This window comes from Micromonospora sp. SH-82 (assembly GCF_051132485.1).
Classification (GTDB): Bacteria; Actinomycetota; Actinomycetes; order Mycobacteriales; family Micromonosporaceae; genus Micromonospora.
Genome location: NZ_CP148049.1, coordinates 331842 through 349136 on the forward strand (window position 1 = coordinate 331842; position 17295 = coordinate 349136).

Genomic DNA, 17295 nt, shown 5'->3' on the forward strand with positions numbered 1-17295 from the left:
CTCCTGGGTCAGGAGGCCGGCCGGCTCTGCGTCCGGTGGTCCGTCGCCGACGGCGTCGGAACCCGGTCAGCGGTGCGAGGTGGTCTCGCGGACCCAGGGCAGGGCGAACCGCTCGACGGCCACCAGCGCCGAGTAGAGCAGGATGCTCGCCAGCGCGACCAGGATGATCGCCGCCCACGAGGTGGCGGTGTCCCCGATCCCGGCGTACTGCTGGATGACGAAACCGAGGCCGGCCTCACCGGCCTGGAACTCACCGATCACCGCACCGATCGCGGCCAACGGCATCGCCACCTTCAGCCCGACGAAGATCTGCGGCAGCGCGGCCGGGAACCGGACCTTGCGGAACGACTGCCACCAGGACGCGTTCCAGGACCGGACCAGCTCGGCCAGGTCGGCCGGGGTGGTGGTCAGACCCGTGGCGGTGGAGAGCACGATCGGGAAGAAGCAGAGCAGGAACACCATGGTCAGGATCGGCATCTGACCCCACCCGAACGCCACCACCAGCAGCGGCCCCAGGGTGATCTTCGGAACCGCGTTGATCGCCACCAGCAACGGGGTGAACATCCGCTCGACGGTCCGCGACGCGGCGAGCGAGAGGCCGATCGCGATACCGGCCACCGCCGAGAGCAGGAAACCCAGCAGGATCTCCAGGGTGGTGGTCCAGGTGTGGTCCAGCATCAGGGACGGCTTCTCGACGAACGCGGCGAGCACCGATCCCGGTGGGGGCAGTGCGGCCGGGTGGACCAGCTCCAGCCGGGCGGTCAGCCACCACACGCCGATCGCGATCAGCAGCCCGACCACCGGCAGCCCCAGCGCCGATGTCCCGGCGCGCACGTGCACGCCCTTCCCGGTCGGCTCCCTCGCCGCCGGACTGTCCGTCGTGGTCGGTGGTGGAGCCACCGCCGGCACCCGGACGTCGGTCATCTTCTCCTCCTCAAACCTCCCGGCCCGTCGGCCGGGACGACAGGGGGTACGCCCCACCGAATGATCGGTGGGGCGTACCCCCTGGTCATGGATGCTTCGATCAGCTCTGCGGCGTCAGGCGGAAGTCGACCACCTGGTCCGGGGTGAGGTTCTGCTTCAACGCACCGGCGCCCTGCAGGATCGCGATGCTCTTGGCGACCCGGCCGTTGTCCAGGGTGCCCACGACGGTGCCGGAGTTGCTGGACCGGACGTACCCGGCCATCAGCTGAAGCTCGGCGGCGGCGGCGGCGGCGTTGGTCGCCTCGACGTTCTTCTTCAGGATCTCGCCGGCCTCCTGCGGGTTGGCCAGGGCGTACTCCAGGCCCTTGAGCAACGCGCCGGTGAACCGCTTGACCATCTCCGGCTGCTCCTGCGCGGTCTTGCTGGAGGTGAACAGCACGTTGCCGTAGAGGTCCTGCATGACCTCGCTGTACGGCAGCATGACCGCCTTCTTCTTGGTGACCGCCTCGATGGTCGGCTGGCCCACGACGAACTGTCCGATGCCGTCGACCGAGTCTGAGGCGAGCATCCCCATCAGGCTCTGTGCGTCACCGTTGACCCACGTCACCTTGTTGACGTCGATGCCCGAGAGCTGCGCGTAGGTGGGGAACAGGTTCCGGACCACGGAACCGGCGGTGTCGGCGAGCTTCTTGCCCTCCAGGTCCTTCGGCGCCACGATCCCGCTGCCCTCGACCGTGGCGATGCCCGCCATGGTGCGCTGGTGGATGGCGGCCACCGAGACGAAGTCCTTCGCCTGGCCGTTGCCGTACAGCAGCAGTGCGGCGGTGAGGTCACCGGTGCCGAAGTGGGCCTGACCACCGACGATGTTCTGGATCACCGCGCCCGTACCCTGACCGGGCTTGATCTCGACGTCGAAGCCGGCTTCCTTGAAGAAGCCCTTCTCCTTCGCCACCCAGGCATACGAGTCACGGCCGAAATTCGCGAACGAGGTGAGGTAGGTCACCTTCTCAAGGGACCCACCGTTACCACCCGCTGACTCCTCGGAGGCGGTCGATCCGCTGCTGCAGGCAGCCGTCATGGCCAGGGTGGTGGCCAGCGCAGCGGCAAAGACCGTACGGGTCAGCCTTCTCATCAGTGCACCATGTCCTTTCCCACCGGGCAGGGTTCACCGCCCGGGAGGGTCGTCGAACTAGGCCGGGCGAGCCCAGGGGGTGGCTCACTCCGGCATCAGAGGGGGACTCTTCGCGCGCACAGCGTACGAGACTCCTACCTGGTGGTCACCAGTCACTTCCGGTCGAGAAAGGAAAACATGAGGAAATCCACCCCGGACTGTTCGTAGTGAACAGTCCTTCGCTACCCTGACCGTCCCCCGCAAGATCCCAGCTCAAGGAGGCGGGTCGGGATGATCCGACTGACCGGAGTTTCCCGCACCTTCACCGGTCGCACCGGTCAGGTCGAGGCGTTACGCAACATCGACCTCTCCGTCACCGAAGGTGAGTTCGTCGCCGTCCTCGGTAGATCCGGGTGCGGCAAGTCCACTCTGTTGCGGATGATCGCCGGGCTCCTGCCGGTCACCGGTGGCGAGATCACCGTGGCCGGTACGCCGATCACCAAGCCCCGCCAGGACATCGCCATGCTCTTCCAGAAGCCGGCGCTGCTCCCCTGGCGCACGGTCCTGGACAACGTCCTGCTGCCGGTCGAGATCTTCGGCTGGAGTCGGGCGAAGTACCGGGACCGCGCCCGGCAACTGCTCGACCTCGCCGGGCTCGCCGGATTCGAGAAGCGGCTGCCGCACGAGCTCTCCGGCGGCATGCAGCAGCGGGTGTCGCTGTGCCGGTCGTTGATCGGTGAACCCCGGGTGATGCTGATGGACGAGCCGTTCTCCGCGCTCGACGCGCTGACCCGCGAGGAACTCTCCGGTGAACTCCAGCGGGTCCACATGGAGACCCGGGCCACCATCGTCTTCGTCACCCACTCGATCGACGAGGCGGTGCTGCTCGCCGACCGGGTGGTGGTGCTCAGCCCCCGTCCGGGCCGGATCCGCAAGGTGGTCGAGGTGACCATCCCCCGACCCCGGTCGCTGGGCCGCAACGCCCACCTGGCCGACGTGGCCCAGGTCAGCGCGGACCTGCACGAACTCCTCATGGAGCAGCACGCGCCGGACAGCGGACAGCAGAGCCAGGTGCCGGTCGGGGCGTCGGCGGGCGCCACCTCCACCGGCCCGGCACACCGGTGACGGGGAAACCCACGTAGACCCGCCGGACCACGTCGTGGCGGCACGCTGGGCGAAGGTGGCGATCGGCCCCACCTGGCCGTAACGTGCCCGACATGGCGATTCGGACCTGGAGCAGGCTGCTGCTCACCGCCCTCGCGGTGAGCACGCTCGCCGGTGCCGGTCAGCTCGGCGTGACGTACGCCTTCGGCATTCTCCGTCTGATCGGCGAGTACGACGGCGCGGACGCCAACCGCTGGCCCGGACAGCTCGTCTGGGTGGGCTGGTGCGCGGCGGTGGCCGCGACGACCGGTGCGGTCGTCGCCGATCGGCTGCTCGGCCGCGACGGACCGACGGCCACCACGGCGCGTCGCCTGGCGGTCGCCGGGGTCGCCGGGCTCGGGGCGACGGTCGTCGTCCCGCTCTGCACCCTGCCGGCCCGCGCCGCCGAGATCGGCACCGGGAACCCGGCCTGGCCGGTGGCGGTCTGCGCGGTGCTCGGCGCGGTGGTCGGCACCGGTGCCGCGATCGCCGCCCTGTGGTTCCCCCCGCTGGGGTGGAACATGGCGCTGATCACCGCCGCGATCTGGCTGGTCGCCCTCTTCTCGGTCGCCCCGTCGGTCCTCGGCACGGGTCCCCTGCCCTTCGTCCGGTTGGGTGTGGTGGAGCCCGCCTGGCTCGACGCCACCGCGGCCCAGCGTCTGGCGCCGCTACTGCTGCCCCTGCTGGCCCTCCTCGCCGGGGCGGTGACCGGTTGGCTGGCCCGCGAGCAGGGCCACCCGACGGTGCTGACCGCGGTGGTCGGGGTGGCCGGGCCGGCGTTGGTCGCCTTCACCTATCTGACCGCCGGGCCGGGTAACGGCGCCGACCAACTCCAGTTCGCCCCGTACCTCGGTGCGCTGATCGCGGTGGGCACCGGCGCGCTCGGTTCCGCCGCCGCGACCGCGTGGCGTTGGCCGCTGTTCACCCCGGCGGCTCGGACCACCGGGGCCATCGAGCCGACCGACATCCTCGATCCGCTTCCCGCCGACGGCGACGACCTGCCGACCACCGGCGAACCCATCCACCCGAAGACTTCGGAGAGCCTCAGCAGCATGTCCACCCCCGACACCCCGACCCGTCCACCAGCCGAGGCCCCGACCCCGACCGACGCAGGCCGTACCCCGACCGACGGGGACAGCGCCCCGACCGATGGCGACCCGGTCCCGACCGACGGCCCCGTCGACCAGGTGGCCACGACCGGGAACCTCTCCCCGGTCGTGGCGACCGGTGCCGACGGGGCGACCGACCCCGCCGACAGGGGGCCGGGGCCGGACGCCGGTTCCCCGGCAGCGGCCACCCCGGCCCACTGGGACTGGCCGACGGTGACCCGGGCCGAGACCCCCCGACCGATCTTCGCCGACGACGACGCGCCCCGACCCCCGGCCGCGCCGGTCCCCGCCGCCCGACCGGCCGAGCCGCCGCCCGCCACCCGGGAGGCGCAGCCGTCGCCCGCCGCCTGGGAGGCGGAGCCGAAGCCCGCCGCCTGGAAGGCCGAGCCGCCGGCGGTCGTCCGGGAGGCAGAGCCGAAGCCCCCCGTCCGGGAGACCGAGCCGACGGCGCCGAGGGTCAGCAGTCGGTTCCCGTCCCTGCCCGACCTGAGCAACGTGAGCAGTTGGAACGCCTTCACCCCGCCCCGGCGGTCCGAGCCGGAGCCGGAGCCGGACCTGGATCTGGAACCGGTCGAGCACAAGCCGGAACCGGTGCCGGTCGGGGTCACCGCCGAGTCGACGGAGGCCGATCCGAACGCCGACGAGGCGACCCCGACCCGGTCCGTGCTGCGCTTCTTCCGACGCAACCGGAACCGGACCGAGTCGGGCGACCCGACCGCCGAGGCCCCTCGGGAGCGGGGCGGCAGGGAACGCCCCGAACCGGAGGTACCGGCCCAGGACGAGGAGTACGTCGACTGGGTCACCGGACTGGGTCGGCCGACCACGGAGCCGGAGACCGGTAAGCGGCGGCTGGGCTCCTCCGGCCGACACAGCCGGGACTGACAGGGGACCCTCAGGCGAGGGGCAGGTAGACCCGTCCCCCGGCGGAGAGGAACTCGTCGGACTTGGCCTGCATGCCCCGGGCGGCGTACTCCTTCAGCTCCTGGGTGATCTTCATGGAGCAGAACTTCGGTCCGCACATGGAGCAGAAGTGGGCCGTCTTCGCCGGCGCGGCCGGCAGGGTCGCGTCGTGGTACGACCGCGCCGTCTGCGGGTCCAGGGAGAGGTTGAACTGGTCCTCCCACCGGAACTCGAACCGGGCCTTCGACAGCGCGTCGTCCCAGTCCTGCGCCCCGGGGTGGCCCTTGGCCAGGTCGGCCGCGTGCGCGGCGATCTTGTACGCGATGACCCCGGCCTTGACGTCGTCCCGGTCCGGCAGCCCGAGGTGCTCCTTCGGCGTGACGTAACAGAGCATCGCGGTGCCGAACATGCCGATCATCGCGGCACCGATCGCCGAGGTGATGTGGTCGTACGCCGGGGCGATGTCGGTGGTCAGCGGACCGAGGGTGTAGAAGGGCGCCTCGTGGCACCACTCCTGCTGGAGGTCGACGTTCTCCTTGATCTTGTGCATCGGTACGTGCCCCGGTCCCTCGATCATGACCTGGACGTCGTACTCCCAGGCGATCCTGGTGAGTTCGCCGAGGGTACGGAGTTCGGCGAACTGCGCCTCGTCGTTGGCGTCCGCGATGGAACCCGGGCGCAGCCCGTCCCCGAGGGAGAAGGTCACGTCGTAGCGGGCCAGGATCTCGCAGAGTTCCCGGAAGTTGGTGTAGAGGAAGTTCTCCGTGTGGTGTGCCAGGCACCAGGCGGCCATGATCGACCCGCCCCGGGAGACGATCCCGGTGACCCGGTCCACCGCCATCGGCACGTACGGCAGCAGCACCCCGGCGTGCACCGTCATGTAGTCCACGCCCTGCTCGGCCTGCTCGATCACGGTCTCCCGGAACACCTCCCAGGTGAGCTTCACCGGGTCGCCGTCGACCTTCTCCAACGCCTGGTAGATGGGGACCGTCCCGATCGGCACCGGCGAGTTGCGCACGATCGCCTCGCGGGTCTGGTGGATCCGCTTTCCGGTGGAGAGGTCCATCACCGTGTCCGCACCCCAACGGGTCGCCCACGTCATCTTCTCCACCTCCTCGGCCACCGAGGAGGTGACAGCCGAGGTGCCGATGTTGGCGTTCACCTTCACCAGGAACGCCTTGCCGATGATCGCCGGTTCGCACTCGGGGTGGTTGACGTTGAGCGGGAGCACCGCCCGACCGGCGGCGATCTCGTCGCGCACCAGTTCCGGCGTCACCTGCTCCCGGATCGCCACGAACTCCATCTCCGGGGTCACCACCCCGGCGCGGGCGTACGCGAGCTGGGTCGGTCGCCGACCGTCCACGCCCACCAGCGGGGTGCCCCCGCCCCGGACCGGGGCCACGTCCCCCCGTTCGGCGATCCACGGTCCGCGCAGCGGCGGCAGCCCCACCTCCGGGTCGGAGCCCGGCCCCGACGTGTCGTACAACCGCACGGGCGGGTTGTCGCCGGTCAACTCCACCTCGGCGAAGGGCACCCGGACGTCCGGCCGGGATCCCTCGACGTAGACCTTGCGGCGTGTGTGCATGACAGCCTCCCTGTGCTTCACGCGGGGCGGGACGCCCCTGCGGTCCCCTGACCCGGGGCGCAGGCCCAGCCGAAGTGGTCCAACGGACCGGCTCCCGCGCCCAGCTTCCAGTCCCGCCCGCCGGTCAGCGCACGGGCGACGTACTCCTTGGCGGTCGCCACCGCCACCGCCACCGGGTCCCCGGCGGCCAACCGGACGGCCACCGCCGCCGAGAACGAGCAGCCGGTCCCGTGGTTGTTGACGGTGTCCACCCTCGGACCCCGCAGCAGCGTGGTGCCCCCGGCCCCGACCAGGACGTCGACGGACTCCCCGTCGGCGTCCACGTCACCGCCGGTCACCACCACGTGCGCCGGTCCGCCGGCGGCCAGCGCCTCGGCGGCGGCGACCATCTCCTCCACAGTGGTCACCGGGCCACCGGTGAGGGCTGCGGCCTCCGCACAGTTCGGTGTCGCCACCTGCGCGTACGGTAGGAGCCGCTCGACCGCCGCCGTCACCCCGAGGGTGTGCCCGCTGGTGGCCACCAGCACCGGGTCCACCACCAGATGCGGCAGCCGCCCCGAGCGGGCCGCGTCGGCGATGGCGTCGGCGACGGCCGGGGTGCCCAGGACGCCGGTCTTCACCGCCCGGACGGTGAAGTCGGTCAGGACGCTGTCGAGCTGCTCGGTGACTGTCTGCGGGGGCAACGGGAGGACCCCGTCGACGCCCCTGGTGTTCTGGGCGGTGACCGCGGTGAGGACACTCGTGCCGTACGCGCCGAGGGCGGCGAAGGTCTTGAGGTCGGCTTGGATTCCGGCGCCGCCACCGGAGTCCGAGCCGGCGATGGTGAGTACGGTCCTGGGCGTCACGGCGTTCCCCTCCTGGGCGTGCTGGTGAGCTGGTTCGGCTGATCGCCGACGGCCGAGCCGACGCCTGCAGCGACGTCGGTCAAGGCGGCCTCGGCGGAGGCGGCGTCGGTCACGGCGGCGTCGGTCACGGCGGCAGCGGTCAAGGCGGCAGCGGTGGGGACGCCTGCGGCGGCGGCGGTGAAGGCTGCGGTGAAGGCTGCGGTGAGGGTGACGGCCGTCTCGGCCGGGTCCCCGGCCCGCATGATCGCGCCGAGGACTGCGACACCGGCGGCACCCGCCGCGACGGCTGCGGACACCCGGGCTGGGGTGGTCACCCCGCCGAGGGCCAGGACCGGAACGGGACTGCGTCCGATCAACCGGGCCAGCCCGTCGGGGTGCAGGGGTGGACCGTGGCCGGGTTTGGTCTCGGTGGGCCAGACCGGGGAGAGGGTGACGTAGTCCTCAGTGGTCAGTCGGGCCAGCTCGGCGGCGTCGTGGCAGGAGCGCCCGACCAGGCCGACGGTCGGCGGCGGGTACGGCCCCCGGGCCGACAGGTGCACGGCGTCCCCGTCGAGCGGGTCCGGCCCGGCCACGATCAGCGTGCCGTCCACCTCGGCGAGGATCGCGCGCAGCTCGACGGCGAGGGCGGCGCGTTCGGCCCGGGGAAGGTCCCGCTCCCGCAGGACCACCCACCGCACTCCCCCGGCCACCGCCCCGGCGACCACCCGTTCCACCCCTCTCGGGGCGTCGGCCCGACCGGTGAGCACCACCACCCCGGAGGGCGTCGGGGAGGGTTCCGGCCCGGCCGGGGGCCGCCTCCTGCCGGATTCTCCGGTCGGCCGCTCCCGCCCGGATGGTGGTGTGGCACGAGACGCGGGGTCGGCCGTCACAGGTCGGGTCGCCCCTCGTCCGGGGTGGAGGCGAGGGCGTGGAACCGGCGGGGGATCCGACCGGCGACGTGGGCCAGCCGACCGGCCTCGGTCGCGTACCGCATCGCGGTGGCCATCGCCACTGGATCCACCGCCCGGGTGACGGCGCTGGCCAGCAACACCGCGTCGCAGCCGAGTTCCATCGCCAGGGCCGCGTCGGAGGCGGTGCCGATCCCGGCGTCCAGGATCACCGGTACGTCGACGCTCTGCCGGATCAGCCGGATGTGGTGCGGGTTGCCCACGCCCAGCCCCGACCCGATCGGCGAACCGGCAGGCATCACCGCAGCGCAGCCGACGTCGGCGAGCCGACGGGCGAGAATCGGATCGTCACTGGTGTACGGCAGGACGGTGAAGCCCTCGGCGACCAGTTCCTCGGCGGCGCGCAGCAGCTCCACCCCGTCGGGCAGCAGCGTACGCTCGTCGCCGATCACCTCCAGCTTGATCCAGTCGGTGTCGAAGGCGTCCCGGGCCAGGTGGGCCACCTTGACCGCCTCGGCGGCGGTGTAGCAGCCGGCCGTGTTGGGCAGCAGGCGTACGCCGCACCGGTCGAGCAGGTCGAGCAGCCCACCGGAGGTGCCGGGGGCGGTGTCCACCCGACGCAGTGCCAGCGTGACCAGTCCGGTGCCGGAGGCGCGGATCGCCTGCTCCAGGACGTGCAGGTTGGCCGCCCCACCGGTGCCGAGGATGAGCCGGGAGTCGAAGGTCCGCCCGCCGAGGACGAGCCCGTCGGTGGTGGTCACCGCGTTCACCCGCCCTGTGCCGCGCTGAGGACCTCGACCCGGTCCCCCGGGTGCAGGACCTCGTCCGGCCACCCCGTACGCGGCACCACCTCGCCGTTGACCGCCACGGCCAGTCCCCGCTGCTCCGCGGTGACCACGCGGACCAGGTCGGCCACGCTCAGCCCCTCGGTCACCGTCCGGGCCACCCCGTTCACAGTCACTTCCACCTGTCCTCCTCGATCGACTGGCCGCCGGTGTCGAACCGGTCGGCGGCGAAGGGGGCGAGCCGGGGGTCGGGCACGCCGGTGGTCACCAGGTCGGCGATCAGGTCTGCGGTGACCGGGGTGAGGGCGATCCCGTGCCTGTGGTGTCCGGTGGCGACCAGGACGTCCGGCCGACCGGGGAGCGTCCCCAGGACCGGGGCGTTGTCGGGCGTACCGGGGCGCAGCCCGGCGACCGTCTCCACCAGGTCGTACTCGGCCAGCTCGGGCACCAGGTCGACGGCGGCGCGCAGGAGTCGCAGGACGGCGCCGGCGGTGACGGTGGTGTCGGACCGTTCCTCGACGGTCGCCCCGACGACCACCTCTCCGTCGGCGCGGGGGACCAGGTAGACCGGTTCCCCGTCGGCGTGTCCCCTGATGACGTGGCGCAGCCCCGGCGGGCCGCCGTCGGGGGCCCGGAGTCGGAGGATCTGCCCCTTGACCGGCCGGATCGGGAGCCCGGTCAGTGCGGCGGCCCCGCACCCGGCGGCGACCACAGTGGTCCGGGCGGTCACCTCGGCCAGGTCGGCGACCCGGGTTCCGACGAGTCGGGCGCCGGCCCGGCGGGCGGCGGTCCGCAGCGCGGCGACCAACAGGCGCGGGTCGACCTGGTGGTCGGTGGCGGCCAGCGCACCACCGCGCAGCCGCAGGGCCAGCGCCGGTTCGCGTTCGCGCAGCTGCGAGGGGCGCAGCGGGGTGATCGGCAGCCCCAGCCCCGCCTGGTACGTCCAGAGTCGTCGCGCCTCGGCCAGGTCGTCGCCGGTCAGTCCGACCACGAGGGTGCCCTCGGTGCGGTATCCGAAGTCGGTGTCGGCGGCCTCGGTCAGCTCGGCGGCGAAGGCCGGCCACCGGGCCGCCGAGTCGGCCAGCAGCCCGGTCAACTCGCCCTCGCCGAAGTGCGCCTCGACGACCGGGGAGAGCATCCCGGCCGCGACGTGCGAGGCTCCGCTGCCGGGGGTGGGATCGTGCACTGTGACCCGGAGCCCGCGTCGGGCGCAGCGCCAGGCCACCGCCAGCCCGATCACCCCCGCCCCGATCACCGCCACCTCGGGTGCACCGACGGATCCGTCGACCTCGGATGCACCGACGGGACCGTCGACCTCGCCCGTCGACGGGGCGGAGGCCGTTCCTAACACGTCAGTTCCCGCAGGAACTCGGCGGTGGTCCGGCCCGGGTCGGCGGCGTCGGAGAGCGCCCCCACCACCGCCACCCCGTACGCTCCGGCGGCGCGCAGCGCCGGGACTGTCGCCACCGTCACCCCGCCGATCGCGATGACCGGTACGTCGACGGCGTCGGCGACGGCGCGTACCCCGGCGGGGCCGATCGGGTCGGGCAGACCGTCCTTGGTGGTGGTTCGGTGGCACGGGCCGACGCCCAGGTAGTCGGCCCCGGCGGCGACGGCGGCCCGGGCGGCGACGGGTTCCCGGGCGGTGGCGCCGAGCACCCCGTCCGGGCCGAGGACCCGGCGGGCGGCGGGGACGGGCAGGTCGTCGGCGCCGACGTGCCCACCGGCCGCACCGACCGCCAGGGCGACGTGCAGTCGATCGTTGACCAGGCAGGTGGCCCGGTACGGGGTGCAGAGCCCGAGGACCCGGGCGGCCAGGTCGTACGCCTCGCGGTCGGTGGCCTCGTCGGCGACCCGGACCTGGACGACGAGTTCGCTGTCGGCGACGGCCAGCGCGGCACGGACCACGGCGAGCGGATCCCGCCCGGGGCGGGTGTCGGTGACCAGATGCAATCGTCCCAGGGACGGCACGGCAACGCTCCTCCCTGCGCCGGCATTACCCGGATCAGGTTCGACGGTCGGGGGCTCCTAGCCCCCCTCTCAGCCCGGTGTACCGGGCTCCCGTGGGTTGGTTGGGTGCCACCGTACGACGGATCGGCGGATCCGCCAAGGGGGTGTCGACCGGGCCGTGCCGCAGCTCACCCGGGGCCGGTCGGGTGACCGGGCGCGTTCCGGTCGGGTTTGGCGGGAGTCGGGGCTATTGCGGAATGGCGTTACACAACCGTGACCGGACTGCATCTTGTCGGACATAGATACATCCGAATTAATTTGTTTATCGATTCGTCAGAATGACCGTCCGGGCGTCGGCGCCTCCTGGTCGTCAGTGCTGTCGGGTCGGATCGGAGCGGTCTTCGGCGGGCCGCTCCGACACCCGTCGTCCCGCACGGACAGAGGAGACCTTGGTGTCCCGATTCCGCCGCATCAGATCGCCACGGGGTCCCCTCCCCGCGGCCCTGCTCGCGCTCACCCTCACCACCACCATGCTCATGGGTGTGCCCGCCCAGGCCGCCCCGACCGTCGCACCCGCAGCCGCGCAGGCCGCCCCGGCACCGGCGCCACCCGCCCCGGCGGCGGACGAGGTCGAGCCGTACTCCGTGCTGGTCTTCTCCAAGACCGCCGGGTTCCGGCACGGTTCCATTCCGGCCGGCATCGCCGCCATCCAACGACTCGGCGCCGAACACGGGTTCACAGTCGACACCACCGAGGACGGCGGCGCGTTCACCGACGCCAACCTGGCCCGCTACCAGGCGGTCGTCTGGCTCTCCACCACCGGGGACGTCCTCGACGCCGGTCAGCAGGCGGCGTTCGAGCGCTACATCCAGGCCGGTGGCGGCTACGCCGGTGTGCACGCCGCCTCGGACACCGAGTACAGCTGGGAGTGGTACGGCAAGCTGGTCGGCGCGTACTTCGCCAGCCACCCGGCCAACCAGACCGCGACGATCAAGGTCGAGGACCACGCGCACGAGTCGACGGCACACCTGCCGGAGCGCTGGACCCGGTACGACGAGTGGTACAACTTCCGGTCCAACCCGCGCTCCCAGGTCCACGTCCTGTCCAGCCTGGACGAGAGCACCTACTCCCCCGGCAGCGGCGCGATGGGACACGACCACCCGATCGCCTGGTGCCAGGAGTACGACGGCGGCCGGGCCTGGTACACCGGCGGCGGCCACACCGACGAGTCCTTCGCCGAACCGGAGTTCCTGCAACACCTGCTGGGCGGCATCCAGACCGCCGCCGGAGTGGTCGACTCCGACTGTGCCGCCTCGAAGACCGACAGCTTCGAGAAGGTGACGCTCGACGACGACACCAGCAACCCGATGGAGTTGGACGTCGCCGCCGACGGCCGGGTCTTCTACATCGAGCGTGACGGCCGGGTCCAGATCGTCAAGCCGGACACCGGCACCACGGTCACCGCCGCCGACCTGGACGTCTTCACCGGAAACGAGGACGGCCTGATCGGCATCCGCCTCGACCCGGACTTCGCCACGAACAACTGGGTGTACCTCTACTACGCGCCCAACGGGGGCGGCCCCCGCAACCTGCTGTCCCGGTTCACCGTCACCGGCGACACCATCGACACCGCCAGCGAGAAGGTCGTCCTGGAGGTCACCACCCAGCGCAACACCTGCTGCCACGCGGGCGGGACGATGACGTTCGACTCGGCCGGCAACCTCTACCTGGCCACCGGGGACAACACCAACCCCTTCGAGTCCAGCGCGTTCACCCCGATCGACGAGCGACCGGGACGCCAGGACTACGACGCCCAGCGGTCCTCCGGGAACACCAACGACCTGCGCGGGAAGGTCCTCCGGATCCACCCGGAGGACGACGGGACGTACACGGTTCCGGAGGGCAACCTCTTCCCGGCCGGCACCGAGAGGACCCGCCCCGAGATCTACGCGATGGGCTTCCGCAACCCGTTCCGGATCGGTGTCGACCTCCGTACCGACGTGCTCTACGTCGCCGACTACGGGCCGGACGCCGGTGCGGCCAACCCCGACCGGGGACCCGAGGGTCTGGTCGAGTGGAACATCGTCGACCGGCCCGGCAACTACGGCTGGCCGTACTGCCACGGGGCCAACCAGGCGTACAACGACTACCAGTTCCCCTCCGGCCCGAGCGGGGCGAAGTTCGACTGCGCCGCCCCGGTGAACGACTCCCCCAACAACACCGGCCTGACCACCCTGCCGGCGGCCATCCCGGCCACCGTCGACTACGGCTACGCTCCCAACCCGCGCTTCCCCGAGATCGGCGGCGGCGGGGCCCCGATGGGCGGCCCGGTCTACCGGTACGACGCCGACAACCAGTCGACCCGCAAGTGGCCCGCGTACTACGACGGCAAGGCCCTCCTCGGCGAGTGGAACCAGTCGAAGATGTACACCATGCAGGTCACCGAGGACGGGAAGTCCCTGGTCGACATCAACCAGCTGCTCACCGGGATGACCTTCATCCGGCCGATGGACTTCGAGTTCGGGCCGGACGGCGCGCTGTACCTGATCGAGTGGGGCAGCGGGTTCGGCGGCAACAACGACAACTCGGGGGTCTACCGGATCGACTACGTCGCCGGTGACCGGGCCCCCATCGCGCAGGCCGAGGCGGACCCGACCTCCGGGCCGTCACCGCTGACCGTCACCTTCTCCAGCGCCGGTTCCCGGGACCCCGACGGCGGGTCGCTGACGTACGCCTGGACCTTCGGCGACGGCGAGTCCTCCACGGCGGCGAACCCCACCCACACGTACGACGCTGCGGGCAACTACAACGCCCAGCTCACCGTCACCAACGACCGGGGGCGGACCGCGGTGGCGAACGTCCGGGTGACGGTCGGCAACACCGCCCCGACGGTGACCATCGAGTTCCCCCCGGACGGCGGCTTCTTCGACTGGGGTGACCAGGTCGAGTACACGGTCAAGGTGACCGACCCGGAGGACGGGGAGATCGACTGCGCCAAGGTGAACCTGCAGGTCCTGCTCGGCCACGACGAGCACGCCCACCCGCTGGAGCAGCACACCGGCTGCACCGGCACCGTGCAGACCCAGCTCGCCGCCGGCCACGGGGCCGAGGCGAACGTCTTCACCGTCCTGGAGGCGACCTACACCGACAACGGCGGTACGGGCGGCGCCGGGGCACTGACCGGCCGGTCCCTGGAGATCCTCCAGCCCAAGCGCAAGCAGGCCGAGTACTTCACCGCCACCGGCCGGATCCCGGGCAGCACCGGGGGCGGCGACCCGGGCGTCGGGCGGGAGACCACCGGGGACACCGCCGGGGGTGGACAGAACATCGGGTTCATCGAGGACGGCGACTGGTGGTCGGTCAAGCCGGCCAGCCTGACCGGCATCGACGCCATCCGGTTCCGGGTCGCCTCGGCGACCTCCGGTGGACGTGTCGAGGTACGCGCCGGTGCGCCCGACGGCCCGCTGCTCACCTCGGTCGACGTCCCCACGACGGGGCAGTGGCAGACGTACACCGACGTCACCGCGCAGGTGCCGGCGGACGCCGACTCGGGCGGCACGCTCTTCTTCGTGGCCCGGGACCCGGGCGGAGGCGCGAACAGTCTGTTCAACGTCAACTGGATGGACTTCGTCGGCAGGGGCGTGACCGACAACGCCCCGCCGACAGTGACGGCCACCGCCACCCCCACCACCGGCACCGCCCCGGTCACCGTCGCCTTCGTCGGCACCGCCACGGACCCGGAGGGCGACACCCCGCTCACGTACGCCTGGGACTTCGGTGACGGTGCCACGGCGGACACCCTGAACGCCGAACACACCTACACCGTCCCGGGTACGTTCACCGCCACCCTGACGGTGACCGACAAGCGGGGGGCCACCTCGTACGCCACCGCCCAGGTACGGGTGGAGGCGCCGAACACCTCCTGCTTCGGTGCCCGGTCGGACGCCTTCGACGGCAACTCCCTGGACCGGGACCGGTGGAAGACGATCGTCCGGGAGAACCAGTCGTACGCGGTCTCCGGCGGCTCGCTGCGCCTGCCCACCGGGGTCGGGGACCTCTACGGTGACCGCAACGACGCGACGAACCTGGTCCTCCAGCCCGCGCCGACCGGGGCCTGGCAGGTGACCACGAAGGTGACGGTGCCGACCACCGCCGACTACCAGCAGGCCGGTCTGATCGTCTACGGCGACGACGACAACTACGCCAAGCTCGACCTGCTCTACGGCGGAAACCGTCGGGTGGAGTTCATCCGGGAGACCGCCGGGGTGCCCCGCAACGAGGGGACCGACAGTGGCCCCGCCCCGGACGGTGACACCATCCACCTGCGGCTGACCAGCGACGGGACGAACGTGACCGCCGCCTTCTCGGCCGACGGGCAGACCTACACTCCGGTCGGCCGACCGGCCGCGCTGGCCGGCATCACCGCCCCGCAGATCGGTCTGTTCGCCCTCAACGGCGGCACCACCGCCCCGGTGGTGCAGGCGGCCTTCGACTGGTTCCAGGTCGCCCCGGACATCCCGGCCGAGCCGGTGACCCCGTCGGACGAGTTCACCGGGGACGCCCTGGACGTGTGCCGGTGGAACGCGGTCGTCAGGGAGGACCCGGACGGCTACCGGGTGACCGACGGCGCGCTGCACGTGGACGTCCCGAACGGTGACATCTACGGTGGCGGCAACTCCGGGCCGACCAACTTCATCCTGCAGACCGCACCGCAGGGTGACTGGACCATCCAGACGAAGGTCGACGGGAGCCTCCTCGACGAGCAGTACCAGCAGGCCGGGCTCCTGGTGTACGCGGACGACGACAACTACCTCAAGCTCGACTACCTGGTGGACAACTCCCCCGGCCAACCGGTCAACCGCCGGATCGAGTTCCGTAACGAGATCGGCGGGGCGGTCCAGAACCCCCAACCGGACGCGGGCAGCCTCACCCAGGGGGTGTGGCACCTGCGGGTGGCCCGTAGCGGTGACACGTACACCGCGTCGTACTCGGCGGACGGGTCGGAGTGGACGGTCCTGGGAGAGTTGACGAACGCCGCCGTCGGGGCCACCCCCAGGGTGGGTCTGTTCACCCTCGGGGCCGCCCAGACGGCCTCGAAGACGGTGTCGTTCGACTACTTCCGGCTCACCGCCAGCACCGTCGACACCACCGCCCCGGTGAGTTCGGCGTCGTTCGCGTCCCCGAACGACGAGGGCTGGCACGACGGTACGGTCCCGGTGGTGCTCACCTCCACCGACGGAGGCTCCGGGGTACGGCTCCTGGAGTGGTCGCTCGACGGTGGTGAGTGGCAGCCGTACGCCGGTCCGGTGCAGATCAGCGGGGACGGCGAGCACGAGCTGCTCTACCGGGCCACCGACAACGCCGGCAACGTCGAGTCGCTGAAGTCGGCGGTGGTCCGCATCGACGGCACCAAGCCGACGCTGCTGGTGTCCGGGGTCGCCGACGGCCAGCTCTACGGCGACAGCCAGGACGTCCGCGTCTCCTGGCAGGCGGTCGACCCGACCTCCGGGATCCGGTCGGTGGTGGGGACGCTCGACGGCCGACCGTACGCCTCCGGAACCCTGCAGGCCATGTACGAGCTGCCGCTCGGCCTGCACGAGCTGACAGTCACCGCCACCGACCGGGCGGGCAACGGCACCACCGCCACGGTCCGGTTCTTCGTCACCACCTCGCTGCGGGACATGCAGAACCTGATCGACAGGTTCCGCGCCACCGGGCGGATCTCCGAACCGGCCCACCGGAAGCTGACGAACAAGCTGACGGCGGCCCGGACCTCGGAGGCGGCGGGCGACGACAGGCGGGCCGTCCAGCAGCTCACCGCGTTCCGAGGGCTCGCCGCCGACTCCGCGCTGGTGGGCGAGGCCGAGGTCCGTGAGGTGCTGGTCCGGGACGCCGACGCCATGATCGTCCGGCTGGGCGGTACGGCCAGCCGCGCCGGCGTAGCCGCCAACGACGGCCGGACGGTCAAGGGAACCGGCCGCCTCCCCAAGGACCCCACCCGAATCAACCCCGCCACCCCCCTCTAACCCCCAACTCCCCGTCCACCCGGATCACCT

At 71.9% G+C, this 17295-nt stretch carries 11 protein-coding genes, 1 pseudogene and 1 riboswitch; of the genes and pseudogenes, 3 read left to right on the forward strand and 9 right to left on the reverse strand.

What is annotated here, in order from left to right; translation table 11 throughout:
* Nucleotides 1–66: 66 nt before the first annotated feature.
* The gene (locus WHN02_RS01435) at nucleotides 67–924 is read right to left on the reverse strand and encodes an ABC transporter permease (protein ID WP_434741716.1); all 858 of its coding nucleotides are present in this window, start codon (nucleotides 922–924) and stop codon (nucleotides 67–69) included.
* Between the two features lie 100 nt (nucleotides 925–1024).
* Nucleotides 1025–2056 carry an ABC transporter substrate-binding protein gene (locus WHN02_RS01440; protein WP_434741717.1) on the reverse strand — a complete coding sequence of 344 codons (1032 nt, stop codon included), beginning with the start codon at nucleotides 2054–2056 and terminating at the stop codon, nucleotides 1025–1027.
* Nucleotides 2057–2326: 270 nt separating this feature from the next.
* On the opposite strand from WHN02_RS01440, the gene WHN02_RS01445 reads away from it, so the two are divergent.
* Both WHN02_RS01445 and WHN02_RS01450 read left to right on the forward strand, forming a co-directional pair.
* Entirely contained in the window at nucleotides 2327–3160 is an 834-nt protein-coding gene (locus tag WHN02_RS01445) for an ABC transporter ATP-binding protein (RefSeq protein ID WP_434741718.1), read from the forward strand.
* Nucleotides 3161–3252: 92 nt separating this feature from the next.
* A complete protein-coding gene (locus WHN02_RS01450) occupies nucleotides 3253–5169 on the forward strand; it encodes a hypothetical protein (protein ID WP_434741719.1) in 1917 nt (638 codons plus the stop codon).
* Between the two features lie 10 nt (nucleotides 5170–5179).
* On the opposite strand, the gene thiC is transcribed toward WHN02_RS01450, so the two are convergent.
* The 7 genes and pseudogenes from thiC to thiE all read right to left on the reverse strand — a co-directional run bounded on the left by thiC (nucleotide 5180) and on the right by thiE (nucleotide 11260).
* Nucleotides 5180–6772, reverse strand: a complete 1593-nt coding sequence (gene thiC, locus WHN02_RS01455; RefSeq protein WP_434741720.1) for a phosphomethylpyrimidine synthase ThiC — start codon at nucleotides 6770–6772, stop codon at nucleotides 5180–5182.
* Nucleotides 6773–6789: 17 nt separating this feature from the next.
* The gene (gene thiD, locus WHN02_RS01460) at nucleotides 6790–7617 is read right to left on the reverse strand and encodes a bifunctional hydroxymethylpyrimidine kinase/phosphomethylpyrimidine kinase (RefSeq protein ID WP_434741721.1); all 828 of its coding nucleotides are present in this window, start codon (nucleotides 7615–7617) and stop codon (nucleotides 6790–6792) included.
* A gap of 158 nt (nucleotides 7618–7775) precedes the next feature.
* Nucleotides 7776–8366 (reverse strand): annotated as a pseudogene (locus WHN02_RS01465) (thiamine phosphate synthase); the annotation flags it as partial.
* Between the two features lie 116 nt (nucleotides 8367–8482).
* Nucleotides 8483–9265: a thiazole synthase gene (locus WHN02_RS01470; protein WP_434741722.1), complete on the reverse strand. Its 783-nt coding sequence runs from the start codon at nucleotides 9263–9265 to the stop codon at nucleotides 8483–8485.
* 5 nt (nucleotides 9266–9270) lie between these two features.
* Entirely contained in the window at nucleotides 9271–9471 is a 201-nt protein-coding gene (thiS, locus tag WHN02_RS01475; RefSeq protein ID WP_434741723.1) for a sulfur carrier protein ThiS, read from the reverse strand.
* A complete protein-coding gene (gene thiO / locus WHN02_RS01480; RefSeq protein ID WP_350895652.1) occupies nucleotides 9462–10550 on the reverse strand; it encodes a glycine oxidase ThiO in 1089 nt (362 codons plus the stop codon). The genes thiS and thiO overlap by 10 nt, the downstream gene beginning before the upstream one ends.
* An 83-nt stretch (nucleotides 10551–10633) precedes the next feature.
* Nucleotides 10634–11260 (reverse strand): thiamine phosphate synthase, encoded by a 627-nt coding sequence (gene thiE, locus WHN02_RS01485; RefSeq protein ID WP_434741724.1) that lies wholly within the window; start codon nucleotides 11258–11260, stop codon nucleotides 10634–10636.
* A riboswitch (TPP riboswitch) is annotated at nucleotides 11255–11364 on the reverse strand. Its footprint overlaps the gene before it by 6 nt.
* 327 nt (nucleotides 11365–11691) lie before the next feature.
* Between thiE and WHN02_RS01490 the strand changes: the two genes are divergently transcribed.
* Nucleotides 11692–17265, forward strand: a complete 5574-nt coding sequence (locus tag WHN02_RS01490) for a ThuA domain-containing protein (RefSeq protein ID WP_434741725.1) — start codon at nucleotides 11692–11694, stop codon at nucleotides 17263–17265.
* Nucleotides 17266–17295 lie beyond the last annotated feature (30 nt).

What these genes read in the sequence shown, in the direction of transcription:
- WHN02_RS01440 (WP_434741717.1), bottom strand. Translation starts at nt 2,056, where the DNA reads ATGAGAAGGCTGACCCGTACGGTCTTTGCCGCTGCGCTGGCCACCACC.
- WHN02_RS01450 (WP_434741719.1), top strand. Translation starts at nt 3,253, where the DNA reads ATGGCGATTCGGACCTGGAGCAGGCTGCTGCTCACCGCCCTCGCGGTG.
- WHN02_RS01435 (WP_434741716.1), bottom strand. Translation starts at nt 924, where the DNA reads ATGACCGACGTCCGGGTGCCGGCGGTGGCTCCACCACCGACCACGACG.
- WHN02_RS01445 (WP_434741718.1), top strand. Translation starts at nt 2,327, where the DNA reads ATGATCCGACTGACCGGAGTTTCCCGCACCTTCACCGGTCGCACCGGT.
- thiC (WP_434741720.1), bottom strand. Translation starts at nt 6,772, where the DNA reads ATGCACACACGCCGCAAGGTCTACGTCGAGGGATCCCGGCCGGACGTC.